15 protein-coding genes are annotated in these 14,418 nt (G+C 63.4%); 5 read left to right on the top strand and 10 right to left on the bottom strand.

Going from position 1 to position 14,418, the window contains the following annotated elements:
* Positions 1-48: 48 nt before the first annotated feature.
* On the top strand, positions 49-216 hold the full coding sequence (locus tag NKH63_RS27520) for a hypothetical protein (protein WP_023721879.1): 168 nt from the start codon (positions 49-51) through the stop codon (positions 214-216).
* Between the two features lie 32 nt (positions 217-248).
* On the opposite strand, the gene NKH63_RS27515 is transcribed toward NKH63_RS27520, so the two are convergent.
* The 5 genes from NKH63_RS27515 to ccmA all read right to left on the bottom strand — a co-directional run bounded on the left by NKH63_RS27515 (position 249) and on the right by ccmA (position 2,938).
* The gene (locus NKH63_RS27515) at positions 249-824 is read right to left on the bottom strand and encodes a DsbE family thiol:disulfide interchange protein (protein WP_352790086.1); all 576 of its coding nucleotides are present in this window, start codon (positions 822-824) and stop codon (positions 249-251) included.
* Positions 821-988, bottom strand: a complete 168-nt coding sequence (ccmD, locus tag NKH63_RS27510) for a heme exporter protein CcmD (protein ID WP_023721882.1) — start codon at positions 986-988, stop codon at positions 821-823. The genes NKH63_RS27515 and ccmD overlap by 4 nt, the downstream gene beginning before the upstream one ends.
* Before the next feature lie 102 nt (positions 989-1,090).
* Positions 1,091-1,468: an Imm50 family immunity protein gene (locus tag NKH63_RS27505; protein WP_352481064.1), complete on the bottom strand. Its 378-nt coding sequence runs from the start codon at positions 1,466-1,468 to the stop codon at positions 1,091-1,093.
* The gene (ccmB, locus tag NKH63_RS27500) at positions 1,468-2,133 is read right to left on the bottom strand and encodes a heme exporter protein CcmB (RefSeq protein WP_023721884.1); all 666 of its coding nucleotides are present in this window, start codon (positions 2,131-2,133) and stop codon (positions 1,468-1,470) included. The genes NKH63_RS27505 and ccmB overlap by 1 nt, the downstream gene beginning before the upstream one ends.
* Before the next feature lie 196 nt (positions 2,134-2,329).
* Positions 2,330-2,938: a heme ABC exporter ATP-binding protein CcmA gene (gene ccmA / locus NKH63_RS27495; RefSeq protein ID WP_023721885.1), complete on the bottom strand. Its 609-nt coding sequence runs from the start codon at positions 2,936-2,938 to the stop codon at positions 2,330-2,332.
* Between the two features lie 283 nt (positions 2,939-3,221).
* On the opposite strand from ccmA, the gene acnA reads away from it, so the two are divergent.
* Entirely contained in the window at positions 3,222-5,912 is a 2,691-nt protein-coding gene (acnA, locus tag NKH63_RS27490) for an aconitate hydratase AcnA (RefSeq protein ID WP_352919628.1), read from the top strand.
* 67 nt (positions 5,913-5,979) lie between these two features.
* Here the strand turns inward: acnA and NKH63_RS27485 are convergent, their stop codons facing one another.
* The gene (locus NKH63_RS27485; protein ID WP_352919625.1) at positions 5,980-6,642 is read right to left on the bottom strand and encodes a ceramidase domain-containing protein; all 663 of its coding nucleotides are present in this window, start codon (positions 6,640-6,642) and stop codon (positions 5,980-5,982) included.
* Positions 6,643-6,817: 175 nt separating this feature from the next.
* Here NKH63_RS27485 and NKH63_RS27480 point away from each other — a divergent pair, with 175 nt between their 5' ends.
* Both NKH63_RS27480 and NKH63_RS27475 read left to right on the top strand, forming a co-directional pair.
* The gene (locus NKH63_RS27480; protein ID WP_023721888.1) at positions 6,818-7,567 is read left to right on the top strand and encodes a DUF1223 domain-containing protein; all 750 of its coding nucleotides are present in this window, start codon (positions 6,818-6,820) and stop codon (positions 7,565-7,567) included.
* Between the two features lie 599 nt (positions 7,568-8,166).
* On the top strand, positions 8,167-8,553 hold the full coding sequence (locus NKH63_RS27475) for a DUF2794 domain-containing protein (protein WP_023721889.1): 387 nt from the start codon (positions 8,167-8,169) through the stop codon (positions 8,551-8,553).
* Positions 8,554-8,557: 4 nt separating this feature from the next.
* On the opposite strand, the gene NKH63_RS27470 is transcribed toward NKH63_RS27475, so the two are convergent.
* The 4 genes from NKH63_RS27470 to NKH63_RS27455 form a co-directional block, all read right to left on the bottom strand.
* Complete coding sequence (locus NKH63_RS27470; RefSeq protein WP_352494036.1) at positions 8,558-9,127, bottom strand: GNAT family N-acetyltransferase; 570 nt, start codon at positions 9,125-9,127, stop codon at positions 8,558-8,560.
* 164 nt (positions 9,128-9,291) lie between these two features.
* Complete coding sequence (locus tag NKH63_RS27465) at positions 9,292-10,071, bottom strand: Bax inhibitor-1/YccA family protein (RefSeq protein WP_254817871.1); 780 nt, start codon at positions 10,069-10,071, stop codon at positions 9,292-9,294.
* Between the two features lie 219 nt (positions 10,072-10,290).
* Positions 10,291-12,840 carry an ABC transporter permease gene (locus tag NKH63_RS27460; RefSeq protein ID WP_352894773.1) on the bottom strand — a complete coding sequence of 850 codons (2,550 nt, stop codon included), beginning with the start codon at positions 12,838-12,840 and terminating at the stop codon, positions 10,291-10,293.
* Positions 12,840-13,550, bottom strand: a complete 711-nt coding sequence (locus NKH63_RS27455) for an ABC transporter ATP-binding protein (RefSeq protein WP_023721893.1) — start codon at positions 13,548-13,550, stop codon at positions 12,840-12,842. The genes NKH63_RS27460 and NKH63_RS27455 overlap by 1 nt, the downstream gene beginning before the upstream one ends.
* A 108-nt stretch (positions 13,551-13,658) precedes the next feature.
* Here NKH63_RS27455 and NKH63_RS27450 point away from each other — a divergent pair, with 108 nt between their 5' ends.
* Positions 13,659-14,303, top strand: a complete 645-nt coding sequence (locus NKH63_RS27450; protein ID WP_023721894.1) for an arylesterase — start codon at positions 13,659-13,661, stop codon at positions 14,301-14,303.
* Positions 14,304-14,418 lie beyond the last annotated feature (115 nt).

Raw genomic sequence — 14,418 nt, 5'->3', positions numbered from 1 at the left:
AAGGGAGGAACAACTGGCCGCGAAATGCGGCGCAAAAGGAAACTCGCTATGATCATCGACAGCCTCATGAGCCGCGCTCGCGCCAGCATCGCCAAGCGCCGGCATTACAACCGCCTCGTCGCCGAAATCGACAGCTTCAGCAGCCGCGACCTCGCCGACATGCGCGCCGACCGCTCAGAAATGCTCTATCAGGTCCACAAGCAGATCTACGGCTGAGTCTTCGGTCGACCTATCACGATCGGCGGGCATCAGCCCGGCACGGCCAGCGCCTTCTCGATCTCCGGCAGCAGCAGCGTCTGCGCCGAGTCCGGCGTCAGCGGCCCGACATGCTTGTAGGCGATCTTGCCATCCTTGCCGATGACGAAGGTCTCCGGCACGCCGTAGACACCCCAGTCGATCGCTGTGCGCCCGGCCTGGTCGACGCCGATCGCCTGGAACGGATTGCCGAGATCGCCAAGGAACCGACGGGCGTTTTCCGGCTGGTCCTTGTAGTTCAGCGCTGCCATGACGAAGCGTCTGTCCTGCGACAGCGCCAGCAGCACCGGATGCTCGTCGCGGCATGGCGCGCACCAGGACGCGAAGACGTTGACCAGCGTCACTTTGCCGGCGAACTGTTTTGAATCGAGGCCCGGCAAATTGGTGCCCTCGAGCGCCGGCAGGTTGGTCTGCGGCGCCGGCAAGCCGATCAGCGCCGACGGCACTTCCGACACGTCGCGCCCGGACAACAGCTGCGCCAGGAACAATCCCGCCAGCCCGAGAAAGACCAGCAGCGGCACCAGCACGATCAGGCGGCGACGCGCCGGTGTTTCCGTTTCCGTGCTCATGATTTTGCTGCCTTGTCGGAGCGCCGGCGCACGCCGGACGCCTCCAGCTCGGCGAGCTCTCGCTTGCGGCCGCGCTGGTCGAGCAGGATCCAGCCAACCAGCCCGGCCAGCACCACGGCCGTAATGGCATAGGCGGCGGTGACATAAAGGGCATGCATGCTCATTTTCCCGATCCAAGGCTTCTCACGGCGAAATTCATAGCCTCACCGGCTGTTTGTCGCAATGAACGGGTCTGCGGCAGATTTGCGGTTATCGCAAGCCGAAGGTCACTGCGAAAGCAAAACACCTGATATGTTTTTGATACGCATGTATTGGCACGTCAGGGACAGCCTGACAGCCCCTTCGCAGGTAAGCAGGATTCTACCGGCGTCATCCCACATCCTGATTGCACTGGAGCCATGGCTCTGGAACTTGCGAAGGCTAATGGATTCGACCGCGATGAACTCAAGCCCGAAAGACACGGCATTGAACGCCGCCCATTTGGCGGGGGGCCGGTAGGGAAGGACGGTCGAGATGAAGGAAAGGTGCATGCTAGGCCCGTTGCGGTCCATCTTGGCCCCGGTAACCTCGACGGAGGACAGATCGGGGTAGTTGCCGTAGATGGTCTGGAGAAAGATCGGGTTCTCTATGCGCAGCGGCCACATCAATCCGTTCCGTGCCGCAGCGCCAGCGCCGCTGCCACCGGCCCGAGCACGGCAAGAAACAGGGTCAGCGCGGTAAGAATGAGGAAGGGATGCAGGAAGGGATCGGGGTCCGCCACCGCGCCATAGCTTGCCGATACGCCGAAGATCAGTACGGGAATGGTCAGCGGCAGCACCAGCACCGAGATCAGCAGTCCGCCGCGCGGCAACGCTACCGCCACCGCGGCACCGGCAGCACCGATGAAGGTGATCGCCGGCGTGCCGACCAGAAGCGTCAGCGCCGTGGCGCCGATGCCGGCCGGCTCCATGTTCATGAACAGGCCGAGCAGGGGAGCCGCGACGACCAGCGGCAGCACGCTTCCCGCCCAATGCGCCAGGCATTTCGTCAGCACGGTCAGGGCCAGCATGTGCCGGTCGTTGCCAAGCACCAGAAGATCGAGCGAGCCGTCCTCGCGGTCAGCCTGGAACAGCCGGTCGAGGCCGAGCAGGCAGGCCAGCAAGGCGGCGATCCACAGGATCGCCGGGCCGATGCGGGCCAGCAGCTTCAGGTCGGGACCGACGCCGAAGGGGATGGTCGCGATAACGGCGAGAAAGAAAATCACGCCGGTAAGCGCCCCGCCGCCGGCGCGGATACTTAAGCGGATGTCGCGCAGGAAGAGGGCTAGCATGATGTGAGATGCTTTCGCCCAGGCACCCCCCTCTGTCCTGCCGGACATCTCCCCCGCAAGGGGGGAGATTGGATGTCGCCTCGGCTTTCGTCAGTCTTCAACGTGAAAGAGAGGGCGAGTCGTTGAAACCGCCAATCTCCCCCCTTGCGGGGGAGATGTCCGGCAGGACAGAGGGGGGTGCGACAGAGCGCCGGCATCACCCAACCATCCCCATCACAAGCTCCCTCGCCCCCTCCAGCCCCAGCGGCAAATGCGTGGCCGCAACCACGATCCCCCCACCATCGAGATGCTTCCGCATTAGCCCGCCGAATCTCTCCTCCGAAGCCTTGTCCAGTCCCGCCGTCGGCTCATCGAGCAGCCACAATGGCCGATGACTGACCAGCAGTTTTGCGATCGCGGCGCGGCGGCGCTGGCCGGTCGAGAGATAGCCGAACGGCAGATGGCCGATGCCGCCCAACCCGACGGTCTCCAGCGCCTCTTCAACACCCCTGGAACCGGCGCCCGAAAAATCGCGCCAGAAGCACAGATTCTCCTTAACGGTGAGTGCGCTCTTCATTGCGTCGAGGTGGCCGAGATAGTGACAGGCCGAGGCGGCCGACGGAAAGTCTTCGCCCCCACCTTCGAACCGCACACGGCCTGCCGCCACCGGCAACAGTCCGGCGATGATCCTGAGCAGCGTCGATTTGCCGGCGCCGTTCGCCCCGGTGACGACCAGCGCCTGGCCATCCCCCAGCGCGAATTCGATGCCGGAAAATACCGTCTCGCCGCCGCGTTCGCCGCCCAGATTTTCGGCGATCAGCCGCATCCGTTCCCCTTCGCCGAAAGTTCAAGCGCGGCTTCGGTGCGCCGCAGCAAAAATGGCAATTCCGTGTCTAGAACTATTCCAGAAAATTCTCTATATCCGCATCATCCGTGCCAGCGGTCGGCACGGGAACCGAATTTGCGCCGAACCAGCGCGCGTGCCGCCTTGAACGGCCCGGACGCTTGGGAACGGATAGCGGAAATGGCCGTACCCGCACCTTTGCGCGTGATTTGCATGCCCACTGGCGTCCGTTCCCTCCCCGGCAACCGACAGTTAGGGATCGCACGTGTCCAAATCACTCGACAGCTTCAATTGCCGCCGCACGCTGACCGCCGGCGGCACCGAGTACATCTACTATGACCTTGTCGAGGCCGAAAAGAACGGCCTCACCGGCATCGCTCAATTGCCCTATTCGATGAAGGTGCTGCTGGAGAACCTGCTGCGCAACGAGGACGGCCGTTCCGTCACCAAGGAGAGCATCCAGGCGGTCGCCGGCTGGCTGACCGACCGGGGCACTGCCGGCGTCGAGATCGCCTATCGCCCGGCCCGCGTGCTGATGCAGGATTTCACCGGCGTTCCGGCTGTGGTCGACCTTGCCGCCATGCGCGACGCCATGGCCTCGCTCGGCGGCGACCCGCAAAAGATCAACCCGCTGGTGCCGGTCGATCTGGTCATCGACCATTCGGTCATCGTCGACGAATTCGGCACGCCGCTGGCTTTCGCCCGCAATGTCGAGCTTGAGTATGAGCGCAATGAGGAACGCTACAAATTCCTGAAATGGGGCCAGCAGGCGTTCCGCAATTTCCGCGTCGTGCCGCCCGGCACTGGCATCTGCCATCAGGTCAACCTTGAGTACCTCGGCCAGGTCGTGTGGACCAACAGCGAAGATGGCGAGACCACCGCCTATCCCGACACCTGCGTCGGCACCGATTCGCACACCACCATGATCAACGGCCTTGGTGTTCTCGGCTGGGGCGTCGGTGGCATCGAGGCCGAGGCCGCGATGCTCGGCCAGCCCGTCTCCATGCTGTTGCCCGAAGTGATCGGCTTTCGCCTCACCGGCAGGCTGAGGGAGGGCGTCACCGCCACCGACCTGGTGCTCACCGTCACGCAGATGCTGCGCAAGAAGGGCGTCGTCGGCAAGTTCGTCGAATTCTTCGGTCCGGGCCTGTCCAACATGACGCTGGCCGATCGTGCCACCATCGGCAACATGGCGCCGGAATATGGCGCCACCTGCGGCTTCTTCCCGGTCGACAGCGAAACCATCCGCTACCTCACCATGTCCGGCCGTGACGAAAGCCGCATCGCCCTGGTCGAGGCTTATTCGAAGGCGCAAGGCCTATGGCGCGACGTCGGCTCGGCCGATCCGGTCTTCACCGATCTGCTCGAGCTCGATCTCGGCAGTGTCGTCCCGTCGATGGCCGGCCCGAAGCGGCCGGAAGGCCGCGTGGCACTTGAAGACATTCCGGCCGGCTTCGACAAGGCCATGGAGACCGAATACAAGAAGGCCGCCGAAATCGACAAGCGCTATGCCGTCGAGGGCACGGACTACGATCTTGGCCATGGCGATGTCGTCATCGCCGCCATTACCTCCTGCACCAACACCTCGAACCCGAGCGTGCTGATCGGCGCCGGGCTGTTGGCGCGCAACGCCAACCGGCTCGGCCTCAAGCAGAAGCCGTGGGTCAAGACCTCACTGGCGCCGGGCAGCCAGGTCGTCTCCGAATATCTGGAGAAATCCGGTCTGCAGAAGGAGCTCGACCAGATCGGCTTCAACCTGGTCGGCTTCGGCTGCACCACCTGTATCGGCAATTCCGGCCCGCTGCCGGCGCCGATCTCCAAGACCATCAACGATAAGGGCTTGATTGCTGCGGCAGTCTTGTCCGGCAACCGCAATTTCGAAGGCCGCGTCTCGCCCGACGTGCAGGCGAACTATCTCGCCTCGCCGCCGCTGGTCGTCGCCCACGCGCTGGCCGGGACCGTGACCAAGGATCTGACCACCGAGCCGCTCGGCGAGGATCGCAACGGCAATCCGGTCTATCTCAAGGACATCTGGCCGAGTTCAGTCGAGATCCAGGAATTCATCGAGAAGAATGTCACGCGCGAATTGTTCGCCCGCAAATATGCCGACGTCTTCAAGGGCGACGAGTACTGGCAGAACGTCAAGGCGCCGGAAGGCCAGACCTATGCCTGGGACGACAATTCGACCTATGTGCAGAACCCACCCTATTTCGCCGGCATGACATCAGGCTTCGGCAAGATCGGCGATATCAAGGGCGCGCGTGTGCTCGGTCTGTTCGGCGATAAGATCACCACCGACCACATTTCGCCGGCCGGTTCGATCAAGGCGGCCTCCCCGGCCGGCAAGTACCTCACCGACCACGGCGTCGGCGTCGCCGATTTCAACCAGTATGGCACGCGCCGCGGCAACCACGAGGTGATGATGCGCGGCACCTTCGCCAACATCCGCATCCGCAACCACATGCTGGGCGAGAACGGCCGCGAGGGCGGCTACACCATCCATTACCCATCGAAGGAAGAGGAATCGATCTACGACGCCGCCATGCACTACAAGAAGGAGGGCGTGCCGCTGGTCATCTTCGCCGGCGTCGAATATGGCAACGGCTCGTCGCGCGACTGGGCGGCCAAGGGTACGAATCTGCTCGGTGTCCGCGCGGTCATCGCTCAGTCCTTCGAGCGCATCCACCGCTCCAACCTGGTCGGCATGGGCGTAATCCCCTTCGTCTTCGAGGAAGGCACCTCGTGGGCCTCGCTCAACCTCAAGGGCGACGAACTGGTCGAGATCGACGGACTGAGCAACATCAAGCCGCGGCAGAAGATGATCGCCAGGATCACCTATGGCGACGACAGCGTCAAAGAGGTTCCGATCATCTGCCGCATCGATACGCTGGACGAGCTCGACTACTTCAAGAATGGCGGCATCCTGCAATACGTGCTGCGCGACCTTGCGGCTTAAGGGAGTAGGGCAATAAGGGAGTAGGGCAGTAGGGGAAGCAAGGACAAGCACCTACTGCCCAACTGCCCTACTTTGGCTTTCCAAACCGCGCTGTCGCCGCCAGCAGCACGCCGAGCATCAGCCCGTTGAGGATGTGCCACAGCAAATGCGTGCCGAGCGGAAAGCCGCCGCAGACCAGCGGATCGATCATCCGGCAGACGACCGACACGACGAAGATCGCCGAACCCGCCAGATTGTACCAGCCGGCACGATTGCCGCTGGCCGCCACCCAGGCGCCGAAGAAGGCAAGCGCCAGGAAGGGCGGCAGATAGCCGGTCGTGCCGTTCGACGCTTGGCGCAGCCAGTCCGGCACGGTAAAGGTCACCAGCCCGGCAACGGCGTAAAAGGCGACGAAGATGACGATCGCCTTGCCCCATTTCATGCCGAGAAAACGTCGCAGGTTGAACAGCGTGTAGGCCAGCGTGAACCCTGCAATCGGCAGCACGTCGGCCAGGATCATTCCCCTTGTGGCAAAGGTGTGGAACAGCGACGAGCCGACGCCGATCGCCACCACCCACCAGGCCAGCACTTCGGCGAAGGCGCCGGTGCCGCGCTTGCGCACCTGCCAGACACCCCATAGCCCGGCGGCAAAAAAAGCCAGATTGCTCAGCGCATTGAGCGGTTCAGCCCAGAATTCCGGCCCCGTCCGTTCGCAATAGAGGTCGACCGGCGCCAGGAGAGATTGCCACATGCTGATTGCCGCCCGAATCGCTTCCATCGTGAAGTGCGCGTCCACCTATTGCGCCCTTGCCAGCGGTTGCAACGGCAAAATTTCACCGCAACGTGACTTCCCGTTGACTGCCGCTTCTGCCACATATTTCGACAATCAGAACAAAGCCGGCATCACCGGCGGGATCGGAACGGCCATGTCATCTCGAAGACCATTGCGGCTTGCGGCCGTTGCGCTGGCTCTCTCGGCGTTTGCCGGAAGCGCCTTCGCCGAGCAGGCCGACAAGCCATTAGGCGTCGTCGAGCTCTTCACCAGCCAGGGATGTAATTCCTGTCCGCCGGCCGACGAATTCTTCGCCGAGCTCGCCGCCAAGGAGAACATCGTCGCGCTCGCCTATCATGTCGACTATTGGGATTACCTCGGCTGGCAGGATACGCTGAGCCGCAAGGAAAATACCGAGCGGCAATATGAGTATATGCGCGCCTTCGGCAGCCGTTCCGTCTACACCCCGCAAGCCGTCATCAACGGCCGCAGCCATGTCAATGGCGCCAGCCGCAAGGAAGTCGACGGCGCGCTGGCCCGCATGGAGAGGGTCGGCGAAGGCATGCGCGTCGGCATCAAGGTCAGCCGGACCAGCGATCGCGTCATGATCGATGCCGGCGACGCCGTGACCGGCCCCGCCGACGCGCATGTCGTCATCGTCTATTTCAACCCGCCGCAGACGATCAAGATCGGCAAGGGTGAAAACACCGGCCGCAGCATGACCTACTGGAACGCCGTCTCCAGCATCCAGACCGCCGGCATGTGGCACGGCAAGGCGCAGCGCTACGAACTGCCGATGAGCGAGATCGCCAAGAAGGGCGGCTGCGCCGTGCTGCTGCAGTCGGTCGGCAAGGACGGCGTGCCCGGTCCGATCCTGGGTGCAGCCTTTATCCGCAAGCCTTAGATGGAGCGCTCTCCCTTCTCCCTTGTGGGAGAAGGTGTCGCCGAAGGCGACGGATGAGGGTGTTCCAGGGAACGCCAACGCCTCACTCCGTCCAACACCCCTCATCTGTCTCGGCGCTGCGCGCCGATCCACCTTCTTCCACAACAAGGGGAGAAGGGATAGCCGCGCTCAAGCCTCCGACGACAGCCTATCCGGATGGATCGCGCCGCCACGGCTCCAGCCAATAAAAAACCGGCGTCAGCTTGCTTCTGACGCCGGTCATTTAGGTTTTGGGATCGTCGCACCCGATCTTTCCAAGGAAAGACCGAGGTTGGTTCGATCCGACGCAGACCCGTGGGCGGGGGGCTTGGGGTTTACGAGCCGGTGCCGGACCGAACCGTCTCAGGCAACGCCGGTAAATTCGTCGGACATTGGGGCATGAGCACGGATAAAAAAAGGCAGGATTGTGGCGAAGCATCACCAATTCCAACAGGCGTTTCGCAAACGTGACTGGACGTTGGAGAAACCGCGCGGTGCTGCCGTTGCCCGGCCGGGCCTTGCAATTCGGCAACGAAAGCGCCAACTTTGGTCGGCGTACGATTCATTGCGAGGATCCAGGCATGACTGATCGCAGCAGCGGGACGGAGGATGGGGACGCATCCGCAATATTGATCCCGCTGCACGAGGCAAGACACGAACGCCTCGACCAGCCGGTGCGGTTCGACCGCCGCGAACTGGACCAGATCCTCAGGCTCTACGGCCGTATGGTCGCCGCCAATGAATGGCGCGACTATGCTATTGACCATCTCACCGACCGCGCCGTTTTTTCCGTCTTCCGTCGCACCAGCGAAGTGCCGCTTTTCCAGATCGTCAAGGATCCGAAGCTGGCGCGCCGGCAAGGCGCATTCGCCGTCATCGCCGCCGGCGGACGCATCCTCAAGCGTGGCCAGGAACTCGGCCGGGTGCTTGGCGTGTTCGACCGAACGCTGAAGCTGGTCGAGGCGTAACCCCTTATTTTTGTTTGCGGAACTTCCGCTCGGGCAGCGATTGCGGATCGGGCGGGACCGACGCTCCACCGTTGATCGGCAGTTGCATGAACACCGTGTCCAGCCAGCGTCCGTGCTTGTAGCCGGAGCCTTCCAGGCGGCCGGAATGGTGAAAGCCGAGCTTCTCGTGCAACCGCACCGAGGCGCTGTCGGGCCGGCCATCGCCAATCACCGCGATGATCTGGCGAAAGCCCGCCGCCTTGGCTGCCTCGATCAGCCTTTGCATCAGGAGCAGCCCGACGCCCTGCCCCTTGGCGTCGGGCGCGACATAGACGGAATCCTCAACCACGAAGCGGTATGCCGGGCGCGGCCGGAAAGCGCCGGCATAGGCATAGCCGAGCACAATGCCGCCTTTTTCCGCCACGAGATAGGGAAAGCCACCCGCTACCAAACTGTCGAAGCGCGCTCCCATCTCGATACGACTTGGCGGGTCGAGTTCATAGCTCGCCGTGCCGTTTGTCACCGCGTCGGCATAGATTTCCGTGATCCGGTCGAGATCGGCCGACGTCGCGGCCCGCAAGGTGATGCTGCTCATAATTTATGCACGTCGTTCATCTGCCCTATATCACAGCAAAAGCCGGCACAAAAGAAAAGGGCGGCCATTGGGCCGCCCTTTCCAAACTCGCTGGAGTCAGACCATGATCCCGAAAAGTGGAAACCGGTTTTCGGAACAGATCATGGTCAACAAAGAACGCCGTACTAGCGACGGTCGCCCATGAACTGCAGCAGGAACATGAACAGGTTGATGAAGTCGAGATAGAGCCTCAGCGCGCCCATGATCGCCTTGCGGCCGGCGACATCAGTCTCGTCACCCTCGAAATACATCTCCTTGATGTTCTGCGTGTCATAGGCGGTGAGGCCTGCGAAGATCAGCACGCCGATCGCCGAAACGGCGAAGGAAAGCGCCGACGACTGCAGGAAGATGTTGATCACCATCGCGATGATCAGGCCGACCAGGCCCATGACCAGGAACGAGCCGAACGCGGAAAGGTCGCGCTTGGTCGTGTAGCCGTAGAGCGACAGCCCGCCAAACGCGGCGGCGGTGGCGAAGAAGGTCTGCGAGATACTGGCGGTGGTGTAGACCAGGAAGATCGACGACAGCGACAGGCCGACAAGGCCGGCGTAAACCCAGAACGTCGTCTGCGCCGCCGAAACGCTCATCGATTGGACCCGGAACGACAGGAACATCACCGCTGCCAGCGGGGCAAAGATCACCAGCCATTTCAGCGGCGAGCCGAAGATCGCGTAGCCGAACGAGGTCAGCATCTCGCCGCTTGGCAACGTGGCAACCGCCGAGGCGGGATCGCTGGTGGTGGCCAGCATGATTGTGCCGACCGCGGCAAGGCCGGTGATGAGGAGGCCAAGCCCCATCAGGTTGTAGACTTTGATCATGTAGGCGCGCAGGCCCTGGTCGATGGCAGCATCGACGCCGGCGCCGGGCACGGCGCGCGTCTGATAATTGCGAACGGGATCAGCCATGGAAATCCTCATATTGCTTCTGCCCCGTCCGGTGTCAGGTCCTTTTGAACCCAGGCGCCGCTGGCGGGGCTCCAGCATGCCTGCGCCGAAATATGATGGTTCTTGGCGTAAAGGACAAGACCGTAACCGGACGTAATGCTCCGTGAAATGCCGGAGATCCGGTTTTATTGGCCTTGCCGGTCGAAACATTAACGAGATTTAATCAAAACCGGCTCTGGCTCAAAGATTCCGCAGCACCGGCGCCGCCTTGTGGCCCAGCACCCGCCACGTGCCGGCCAGGCCGATACCCACGGTGACCACCAGTGAAAAGCCGATGGTCGCCACCGCCACCTCGGGCATGAAGTGCGATGGCAGTGTCATGATGCGCGCGACGACGTACCACGCCGCCACACCGCCCGCCGCCAGCGCGAAGATCGCGGTCGCAAGGCCGATCAGCATGTATTCCAGCGAAAAGGCCGCGATCAGCGTTTTCCTGGTCGCACCCAGGGTCTTCAGCACCACCGCGTCGTGGATGCGGGCCCGGTTGCCGGCGGCGAGCGCCCCGGCCAGCACCAGCACCGAGGCGATCAACGCCACGCCCGCCGCAGCCCTGATCGCGGTGCCGAGCTGCGCCACCAGCCGGTTGACGATGTCGAGCGCGTCCTTGACCCTGACCGTCGTCACCGCGGGAAAAGCCCGGGTGACGGCATTGAGAAGATGCGCGTCGTCGGCCGCCGACGCATTCGTCTCGGTCAGCGTCGCCAACCAGCCATGCGGCGCCCCGGCGAATGTGTTGGGCGAGAACACCATGACGAAATTGATGCCCATGGTTTCCCATTCGACCTGGCGGAAATTGGCAATCTTGGCCGTGATGTTGCGGCCGAGCACATTGACGGTGATGGTGTCGCCGAGCTTCAGCCCGATCTCCTTGCCCTCCTCGGCGGAAAACGAGACCAGCGGTTCGCCGGAATAATTCCCCGGCCACCAGCTGCCCTCGGTCAGCGTTGCATTCTCCGGCAATTGTGCGTCATAGGTCAGCCCACGGTCGCCGCGCAGCACCCAGGCGCCTTCGGCCGGAACCTTGACCTTGTCGACATCGACGCCGTTGAGCGCCATCACCCGGCCGCGCAGCATCGGCACCTTAATCAGCGTGCCCTGCGGCGCCTCTTTGCCGACCAGCGCGGAGAAGGCATCGACGTCGCCGCTCTGGATATCGACGAAGAAGAAGTTCGGCGCCCGTTCCGGCAGGCTGCCGGAAATCTGCCGCCTGAGATTGCCATCGATCAGCGCCAGCGTCACCAGGAGCGTCAGCCCGAGACCCAGCGACAGCACCACGGACGGCGTCAAGGCGCCAGGCCGATGGATGTTGCCGATGGCGAGCCTGAGCGCCGTCGAGCGCACACGCGGACTTCTCTTCGCCGCCCACTGCACCAGCGTACCGACGACACGCAGGACCAGGAACGAAAAGACCGTGGCGCCGACGAAGATCGAGGCAATACGGCGGTCGCCGGAAAACAGGATCGCCAGCACCGCGAGCAGCAGCGCGATGGCCATTGCCGCGGCGACATAGAGCGGGCGGGGAAAACCGCGGCCCTCAAAACCCATTTCGCGAAACAGCGCCGTCGCTGGCACGTCGCGAGCACGGCCGAGCGGCAGCAGGGCGAAGGCCAGCGTCACCAGCAGCCCGAACAGCGCTGCCATGCCGAGGGCGCCGGGATAGAACCCACCTTCCGCCGGCACCGGAATAACCGACTGGAGTGCCGCGCTGGCCGCGAACGGCATCAGCGCGCCAAGCACCAGGCCCAGCGTGATACCGAGGGCGGCAATCATCAGGATCTGCACCAGGTAGACGGCAAAGACGAACCCGCCCGAAGCCCCCAGGCTCTTGAAGGTGGCGATGACGCCGCGCTTGCCGTCGAGATAGGCACGCACCGCATTGGCCACGCCGACGCCGCCGACCACCAGCGCCGTCAGCCCGACCAACGTCAGGAATTGCGAGAACCGCTCGATGTTCGAGGACAGCGCCGGCGCTGCGTTGCTGCGCGTGCGGATCGACCAGCCGGCCTGCGGGAACTCTTTCGCGGCCTGCTCCTGGATCGCCTTGATCTGTACTTCAGTGGTGCCGCCGGGCAGGCGGACCTTATAGGCGTTCTCGACCAGGCTGCCCGGCTGGATCAGGCCTGAAGCGGCAAGCCCGTCGGTCGACACCATCAGCCGCGGCGCAAAACCGAAGCCATCCGACACCGCATCTGGCTCATTGACCAGCTTGGCGCGCAGCTCGAATGTCGCGCTGCCGAGCTTCAACCGGTCACCGATGCCAAGGTTCAGCCGCTCGAACAAAAGGTCCGGGGCGGCGGCGCCGAAGACGCCGGATTTTTCGCCGAACAAATCCTCTCGCGACAGCACCGGCTGGGTCTCCAGCGCGCCATAGAGCGGATAGGCGCCGTCGACCGCCTTGGCCTCGACCAGCGCCTGGTCGGAGCCGTCCTCGAGCCTCGCCATCGAGCGCATGTTGGCGCTGTGCGAAACCGTGCCAAGCCGGCCGAGGAAGCTGCGTTCGGCTCTGGTCGGATCGCGCTGGTTGATCTGGAAGCGGAGATCGCCGCCGAGCAGCGTCTGACCCTGGTCGGCAACACCGGCGGAAATCGCCTGCGCCACCGAATTGACGCCGCCGATTGCCGCGACGCCGAGCGCAATGCAGGCAAGGAAGATCAGGAAACCGGACAGCCCGCCGCGCATTTCGCGCAGCGAGAACTTGAAGGCCAGCCTCAGCGTTTGCGACAGCGGCATCAGGCGGTCACCTTGCCGGCCCTGGAGGCCGGCTTGGATGCGTCCTCGATCAGCCCCGACCGCATCGACACCTGGCGCGAGCAGCGCGCCGCGAGCACCGGGTCATGCGTGACCAGCACCAGCGTCATGCCGCGTTCGGCCGCCTTGGCGAACAGCAGGTCGGCGACGTGCCGTCCCGTCGCCTGGTCGAGATTGCCGGTCGGCTCGTCGGCGATCAGGATGCGTGGCGACGGCGCCAGCGCCCGGGCGATCGCCACGCGCTGCTGCTCGCCGCCAGACAATTCGCCGGGATAATGGGTGATGCGATCGCTAAGGCCGACCGCCGCCAGTTCGCGCGCCGCCACGCCGAACGGATCGGCATGGCCGGCAAGCTCAAGCGGGACGGCGACGTTTTCCAGCGCCGTCATATTGGGGATGAGGTGGAACGACTGGAACACGATGCCGATGTTTCGCCCTCGAAACGATGCGATCTGGTCTTCGCTTTTGCCGTTGAGCAGCTCGCCGGCAATTCGTACCGCACCCGAATCGACCCTTTCAAGCCCGGCCAAAACCATCAGCAATGTCGACTTTCCCGAACCCGAAGGTCCAACGATGCCTGTCGCTTCGCCGCTCGCCACATCAAGGCTGACGCCCTTCAGCACATGCACCGAGGATGCGCCTTCGCCGAGCGTCAGCGATACGTCTTTCAGCGAAATGACGGCTTCTTCCAAAATCAAATCGTCCTATATGGGGGAAAGAGGGCTAGAGCATCCGATGCTCGACAAAGACGAAAACCTGCCTTCGCCAACAGATGTTCCTGGTCATATGGGGCCTGCCGCATGGCTTTCAAACACACTTTTGCCGCAGCCTTCGCCCTTTTCCTCGCGATCTGCAGCGCCATTTCGTCGGCGCGCGCCGAGCCCTTCACCATCGTTGGCTTCGGCGACAGCTTGATGGCGGGTTATGGCCTTGGGCCGGGTCAGGGGTTCACCGAAAAGCTGCAGGCCGCGCTTCGCGCCAAGGGCTACGATGTCACGGTCGCCAATGCCGGCGTTTCCGGCGATACGACGAGCGGCGGCCTGTCGCGGCTCGACTGGTCGGTGCCGGACGGCACGCAGCTGGTCATCCTGGAGCTCGGCGCCAACGACATGCTGCGCGGCGTTTCGCCCGCCATAGCGGAAAAGAACCTGGACGCCATGCTGGCAAAGCTGAAGCAGCGCAAGATCGCCGTGTTGCTGGCCGGGATGCGCGCGGCGCCGAATCTCGGCGCCGATTACCAGAGGGCCTTCGACGCGACCTTTCCGAGACTGGCTGAAAAATACGGCGTGCCGCTCTATCCTTTCTTTCTCGAGGGCATCGCCGGCCAATCCGTCCTGCAGCTCGAAGACGGTCTTCATCCAAACGCCCGAGGCGTCGACCGCATCGTCGAGGGTATCCTGCCCAGCGTGGAGAAGACCATTGAAGCGATCCGGGGCAATTCCTGAAGGCGAGGGTTCGCCGCCGCAACACCTTCCGCGGGGGAAGCTTTTAGGCAGGCCTGCGACCAACAAACCCCTTGCCCCGTTTGAATATCGATGATTCGCTAGGGGCAAGAGTTCG

The organism is Mesorhizobium sp. M0960 (genome assembly GCF_040319055.1).
In the GTDB taxonomy this organism is placed as follows: domain Bacteria; phylum Pseudomonadota; class Alphaproteobacteria; order Rhizobiales; family Rhizobiaceae; genus Mesorhizobium.
The sequence above is the reverse complement of the archived record's forward strand: the minus strand, read 5'-3'. Positions and strand labels throughout refer to the sequence as shown.

Bases quoted from the DNA above. Each gene is read 5' to 3' on its own strand.
- NKH63_RS27520 (WP_023721879.1), top strand. From the start codon at position 49: ATGATCATCGACAGCCTCATGAGCCGCGCTCGCGCCAGCATCGCCAAG.
- NKH63_RS27515 (WP_352790086.1), bottom strand. From the start codon at position 824: ATGAGCACGGAAACGGAAACACCGGCGCGTCGCCGCCTGATCGTGCTG.
- ccmD (WP_023721882.1), bottom strand. From the start codon at position 988: ATGAGCATGCATGCCCTTTATGTCACCGCCGCCTATGCCATTACGGCC.
- NKH63_RS27505 (WP_352481064.1), bottom strand. From the start codon at position 1,468: ATGTGGCCGCTGCGCATAGAGAACCCGATCTTTCTCCAGACCATCTAC.
- ccmB (WP_023721884.1), bottom strand. From the start codon at position 2,133: ATGCTAGCCCTCTTCCTGCGCGACATCCGCTTAAGTATCCGCGCCGGC.
- ccmA (WP_023721885.1), bottom strand. From the start codon at position 2,938: ATGCGGCTGATCGCCGAAAATCTGGGCGGCGAACGCGGCGGCGAGACG.
- NKH63_RS27485 (WP_352919625.1), bottom strand. From the start codon at position 6,642: ATGTGGCAATCTCTCCTGGCGCCGGTCGACCTCTATTGCGAACGGACG.
- NKH63_RS27480 (WP_023721888.1), top strand. From the start codon at position 6,818: ATGTCATCTCGAAGACCATTGCGGCTTGCGGCCGTTGCGCTGGCTCTC.
- NKH63_RS27475 (WP_023721889.1), top strand. From the start codon at position 8,167: ATGACTGATCGCAGCAGCGGGACGGAGGATGGGGACGCATCCGCAATA.
- NKH63_RS27470 (WP_352494036.1), bottom strand. From the start codon at position 9,127: ATGAGCAGCATCACCTTGCGGGCCGCGACGTCGGCCGATCTCGACCGG.
- NKH63_RS27465 (WP_254817871.1), bottom strand. From the start codon at position 10,071: ATGGCTGATCCCGTTCGCAATTATCAGACGCGCGCCGTGCCCGGCGCC.
- NKH63_RS27460 (WP_352894773.1), bottom strand. From the start codon at position 12,840: ATGCCGCTGTCGCAAACGCTGAGGCTGGCCTTCAAGTTCTCGCTGCGC.
- NKH63_RS27450 (WP_023721894.1), top strand. From the start codon at position 13,659: ATGGCTTTCAAACACACTTTTGCCGCAGCCTTCGCCCTTTTCCTCGCG.